Consider the following 5,536-nt stretch of genomic DNA (forward strand, 5'->3'; position numbering starts at 1 on the left):
GTTCGAGGAAGGGGCTGGGTGGGTTGGAGGGCCGCAATCCCGTGGTGGGGTGCGGGACAATGGGGGAGTGACTGAGCAAGGGACCTCCGCGCCTGAAGAGGGCTTTCATGTGCATTTGGAGGTGTTTCAGGGGCCGTTTGACTTGTTGCTGGGGCTGATTTCTAAGCACAAGTTGGATATCACCGAGGTTTCCCTGCATCAGGTCACGGATGAGTTCATCGCGTATATCCGGTCGCGGGGGCCGGAGTGGGATCTCGATCAGACCAGTCACTTCTTGCTTGTCGCGGCCACTTTGCTGGATTTGAAGGCGGCGCGGTTGCTGCCGACCGGGGAGGTCGAGGACGAGGAGGATCTGGCGCTGCTGGAGGCGCGGGATCTGTTGTTCGCCCGGTTGTTGCAGTATCGGGCGTACAAGGAGGTGGCGAAGGTCTTCTCGGGGCGGATGGCGGAGGAGGCGCTGCGGTATCCGCGGCTGGTGCCGATGGAGGCGGCGTTCGCGAACCTGCTGCCCGAGTTGATTCTGGGGATCGGGCCGGAGCAACTGGCCCGGATCGCGATGAAAGTGTTCGCGCCGAAAGCGCCGCCGACGGTTTCGGTCACGCATATGTACCAACCGCTCGCCAGTGTCAGGGAACAGGCCGCTATCCTGGTGGAGCGGCTGCGGCGGGCCGGGCGGGCCACTTTCCGGTCGCTGACCTCCGACTGCGCGGGCACCTACGAGGTGGTGGCGCGATTCCTGGCCGTTCTGGAACTGTTCCGGGAGGCCGCGGTCTCCTTCGAACAGCTCGAACCGCTGGGAGATCTGTACGTGACCTGGACCGGCGCCACGGACGGCGACATAGCCGTGGGCGACGACTACGACGAGACGGCCGAACGCCGGAACCGGCCCGGCGCCGGGACTTCCGGCGATGACGCCGAGGACGGCGCGGAGGATGGGGACGCGGGCGATGCCTGACCTGGACGAGACGGGCGACGAGACGGGCTTCGACGAGCCGTCCGGCCCCGAACCGGGAGAGCCTCAGCTGCGGGCCGCCCTGGAGGCGATCCTGCTCGTGGTGGACGAGCCGGTGGCCGAGGTCACGCTGGCGCAGGTGCTGGAACGGCCGACGCACGAGATCGCGAGCACGCTGCGTGAGCTGGCCGGGGAATACACCGCGGCCGGGCGCGGGTTTGATCTGAGAGAGGTGGCCGGGGGCTGGCGTTTCTACACGCGGGCCGAGTGCGCCGCGCTGGTCGAGCGGTTCGTCCGCGACGGGCAGCAGGCGCGGCTCACCCAGGCCGCGCTGGAAACCCTCTCGGTGGTCGCCTACCGGCAGCCGGTGAGCCGGGCCAAGGTGGCGGCCATCCGCGGCGTCAACAGCGACGGCGTGATGCGCACGCTCACCGCGCGCGGCCTCGTCGAAGAGGCCGGAACGGAGCCGGAGAGCCAGGCTGTGCTCTACCGGACGACAAGCTACTTCCTGGAGCGACTGGGCCTGCGGGACCTCGACGAGCTTCCCGCGCTCGCCCCGTTCCTCCCCGATGATGTGGAAAACCTAGAGGAGCAACCGAAGTGAACAAGCGCAGCACCCCGTCCGGTGATGGACGCGGTCGAAGCCGAGACGGCAATCCCAGAAGCGGCGGCCAGCGCCCCGACCGCTCATCCTTCCGCGCCGACCGCGACGGCTCCCGAGGCGGGTACGGCAAGCAGGACTCCCGCAGCGGCTACGGCCGCCCCGACTCCCGTGGCCGCGACGGCGGCAGCGGCTCCAGCGGCTCCAGCGGCTCCAGTGGCTCCAGAGGCTCCAGTGGCTCCAGAGGCTCCAGCGGCTTCCGTGACTCACGCGATTCCCGCGATTCCCGCGACGGCGGCCACCGCTCCGACCGGTCCCCTTCCGGCGACCGCTACAGCCGTCCCCAGTCTCGCGAAGGCCGTCCGGGGGGCGGGAGCTTCGCCCGGCGCGACGGCGAGGGCTACGGGCGCTCTGAGGGCCGCGACCGCCCCTACCCCCGTTCGGGCGACGATCGCGGCCGGTACGCCCCGAGAGACGACCGTGGCTACGGCGCCCCCCGGGATGACCGCGGCGGCGCTCCCCGAGATGCCCGCAGTTACGGCGCCCCCCGGGATGACCGCGGCGGCGCTCCCCGAGATGCCCGCAGTTACGGCGCCCCCCGCGACGATCGCGGCGGCGCCCCCCGAGATGGCCGTGGCTACGGCTCCCCCCGCGACGACCGTGGTTCCCGGGGCTCCTTCGGACGTTCCGACAACCGGGCCTCGTCCAGCTCCGAGGGCGGCTCACGCGCCCGCTACGGCCGCCCGGACGGCGAGCGCGGCGGTTCCCGCGGCTACGCTCCACGAAACGACTCCCGCGGCACCGACCGCCCCCGCTCCGACCGTGACGGCTTCGGGCGTGGGCAGGGCCGTGACGACTTCAGCGGCGCGGACCGCCCTCGCGGCGACCGCGACGGCTACGCTCCGCGAGACCACTCCCGTGGCGCGGACCGCCCCCGTACCAACCGTGACGGCTTCGGGCGCGCGGAGGGACGCGACGGCTTCAGCGGCGCGGATCGTCCTCGCCCCGACCGTGACGGCTTCGGGCGCGGGCAGGGCCGCGACGGCTTCAGCGGCGCGAATCGCCCTCGCGCCGACCGTGACGGCTTCGGGCGCGCGGAGGGCCGCGACGACTTCAGCGCGTCCGGCCAGCGCTCCGGCCGCGAAGGCGCGCCCGGATACGACCGGCGTCCCGATCGTGACGGCTCCCGGGGCTTCGACCGGCGGCCGGAGCGCGACGGAGCACGCGGTTTCGGGCGCTCGGAGGGCCGCGACCGCGGCTTCGGACGTCCGGGCGATCGTGACTCGCGCGGGTCCGCGCCCGGCGGGTTCCGGGCCGATCGCGGCGGATCCCGGCGGGACGATGTGCAGACCCTCGGCGGTGGCAGCCGGGGACGTTTCGGTCGGGACAGCTCGCGCAGTGAGTTCCGTACCGGCGGGGGAACAGGCCGGAACCACGAGCGGGGCCGCAAGCCGGTCGCGAGCCAGAACCCGTTCAAGTCGGCCAAGCAGCCCCTGCGGGATCCCGACTTCTACGACCGCGACTACGTGGACGAGCGGGACACCACCGAGGTGCCGGGCGGCGAGCGGCTGCAGAAGGTGCTCGCGCAGGCGGGCGTGGCCAGCCGCCGGGCCTGCGAGGAGCTGATCGGCGAGGGCAGGGTCACCGTGGACGGCCAGGTCGTGCGGCGGTTCGGCGCGCGGGTGGATCCGGCCAAGCAGATCATCCACGTCGACGGCAAGCGCATCCCGACCGCGCCCGACCTGGTCTACTACGCGCTGAACAAGCCGATCGGCGTGGTCAGCACGATGGAGGACCCGGACGGCCGGCCGTGCCTGAAGGACTACGTCCAGGAGCTGGCCCCGCGCCTGTTCCACGTGGGCCGGCTGGACACCGAGACCGAGGGCCTGCTGCTGCTCACCAACGACGGCGAGCTGGCCCACCGCCTCACTCACCCGAGCTTCGGCGTGCAGAAGAAATACTGGGCCAAGGTGCCGGGGCCGGTTCCGCGCGACCTGCACCGGGTCCTGCGCAAGGGCATCGAGCTGGAGGACGGCCTGGCCAAGGTGGACGAGTTCCACATCGTCCAGGAGCACGGCCAGCAGGCGCTGGTGGAGGTGGTCCTGCACGAGGGCCGCAAGCACATCGTGCGCCGCCTCCTGGAGGAGACCGGGCACCGGGTGATCGACCTGGCCAGGATCGAGTTCGGCCCGGTCAAGCTGGGCCGCCTCAAGCCGGGTACGGTACGCGCGCTGTCGCTTCAGGAAGTGGGGGAGTTGTACGCGGCGGTCAAGCTGTAACCTTTCCCGACAAATCTTCATTTAAGGGGACATTATGGTTCGGGCGATCCGTGGGGCCATCCAGGTGGACGGCAACGACCGCGACGCGATCATCTCCGGCACGACGGAGCTGGTCTCCGAGGTGATGGAGCGCAACCGCCTCACCACCGACGACGTCATCAGCGTGATCTTCACGGCCACGCCCGACCTGACCGCCGAGTTTCCCGCCCTGGCCGCGCGCAAGCTGGGCTTCCACGACGTGCCCCTGCTGTGCGCGAGCGAGATCGACGTGCCGGGCGCGCTGCCGCGGGTGGTCCGGCTGATGGCCTACGTGGCCACCGACCGCCCGCGCCAGCAGATCCAGCACGTCTACCTGCGCGGCGCGGTCGCATTGCGCGTCGACATCGCCCAGTAAGTCCAGTAATCAGCATCCGCCCAGTCAGTAAATAGCCACTTGTCCGAAAAACCGTGGATCAGTGCCCTCGGCAGCGCATAGTGAGAGCACAAACGCACGAGCACGGTACGTAAGGAACCACCCACCATGACCCCCAGCCCGGGCGGCGTGATCACCAGCGCCGCCATCGTCGGAACCGGCCTCATCGGCACGTCCGCCGCCCTCGCCCTGCGCCAGCGCGGGGTGCGCGTCTTCCTCACCGACCGCGACCCCCGGGCCGTACGGCTGGCCAGGGAGCTCGGAGCCGGGGAGGAGTGGGGTCCTGGCGAGCGGGTGGATCTGGCGATTCTCGCGGTGCCCCCGCAGTATGTCGCGCACCAGCTGCTCGACCTGCAGAAGACCGGCGCGGCCCGGTTCTACACCGATGTGGCGAGCGTGAAGGCGCTGCCGCTGGCGCAGGCCGTACAGCTGGGGTGTGATCTGAGCACGTACGTGGCCGGGCATCCGCTGGCCGGGCGGGAGCGGTCGGGGCCGGGGGCGGCACGGGCGGATCTGTTCCTGGGGCGGCCGTGGGCGCTGTGCCCGACCCCGGCGGCGGCGCCGGAGGCGGTCAGGGCGATGCGGGAGCTGGTGTCGCTGTGCGGGGCGAACGCGGTCGTGGTGGACGCGCGGGAGCACGACGAGGCGGTCGCGGTGGTGTCGCACGCGCCGCATGTGGCCGCTTCAGCGGTGGCGGCGCGGCTGGCGGAGGCGTCGGAGACGGCGCTGGGCCTGTCGGGGCAGGGGGTCAGGGACGTGACGCGGATCGCGGCGAGCGATCCGGGGCTGTGGACCGGCATCCTGTCCGGGAACGCGGGCCCGGTGGCGGCCGTGCTGGAGGCGGTCGCGGACGATCTGGCGGCCGCGGCCAGGTCGCTGCGCGAGTTCGCCGCCGAGGGCACCGAGATCGGCTCGGTCACCGAGCTGCTGTGGCGCGGGGTGGCCGGAACCGGCCGGATTCCCGGCAAGCACGGCGGCCCGGCCCGCACCTACGCGGTGGTCGGCGTGGTCATCGGCGACCGTCCCGGCGAGCTGGCCCGGCTGTTCCAGGTGGCCGAGCAGGTCGGCGTCAGCATCGAGGACGTACGCCTGGAGCACGTGCCGGGCCTGCCGCTGGGCGCGGTGGAACTCTCGGTCCAGCCCGAGGCGGCCGGCGTCTTCGCCGCGGCGTTGCGCGAACATGGGTGGCAGGTGCCCTAGAAACAGGTGCCCGATACCGTGGCTTCGCACTGGCTCCCGATCGGCGTGGAACTCCCACCCACCCAGCCCATTGTTTTCCCTCGGGCTCCGCC

General features: G+C 71.6%; 5 protein-coding genes. All 5 read left to right on the forward strand.

What is annotated here, in order from left to right:
• Window positions 1–67 precede the first annotated feature (67 nt).
• The 5 genes from Amac_RS53180 to Amac_RS53200 all read left to right on the forward strand — a co-directional run bounded on the left by Amac_RS53180 (window position 68) and on the right by Amac_RS53200 (window position 5,444).
• Entirely contained in the window at window positions 68–955 is an 888-nt protein-coding gene (locus tag Amac_RS53180) for a segregation and condensation protein A (RefSeq protein WP_155362044.1), read from the forward strand.
• Window positions 948–1,556, forward strand: a complete 609-nt coding sequence (gene scpB, locus Amac_RS53185) for an SMC-Scp complex subunit ScpB (RefSeq protein ID WP_174900335.1) — start codon at window positions 948–950, stop codon at window positions 1,554–1,556. The genes Amac_RS53180 and scpB overlap by 8 nt, the downstream gene beginning before the upstream one ends.
• Complete coding sequence (locus Amac_RS54645) at window positions 1,553–3,832, forward strand: pseudouridine synthase (protein WP_176611964.1); 2,280 nt, start codon at window positions 1,553–1,555, stop codon at window positions 3,830–3,832. Before scpB ends, Amac_RS54645 begins: the two co-directional genes overlap by 4 nt.
• Window positions 3,833–3,866: 34 nt before the next feature.
• Entirely contained in the window at window positions 3,867–4,226 is a 360-nt protein-coding gene (aroH, locus tag Amac_RS53195) for a chorismate mutase (protein ID WP_155343022.1), read from the forward strand.
• A 126-nt stretch (window positions 4,227–4,352) separates the two neighbouring features.
• The gene (locus Amac_RS53200) at window positions 4,353–5,444 is read left to right on the forward strand and encodes a prephenate dehydrogenase (protein WP_155362046.1); all 1,092 of its coding nucleotides are present in this window, start codon (window positions 4,353–4,355) and stop codon (window positions 5,442–5,444) included.
• Window positions 5,445–5,536: the final 92 nt, after the last annotated feature.

The sequence above is a fragment of the Acrocarpospora macrocephala genome (assembly GCF_009687865.1).
Taxonomy (GTDB): domain Bacteria; phylum Actinomycetota; class Actinomycetes; order Streptosporangiales; family Streptosporangiaceae; genus Acrocarpospora; species Acrocarpospora macrocephala.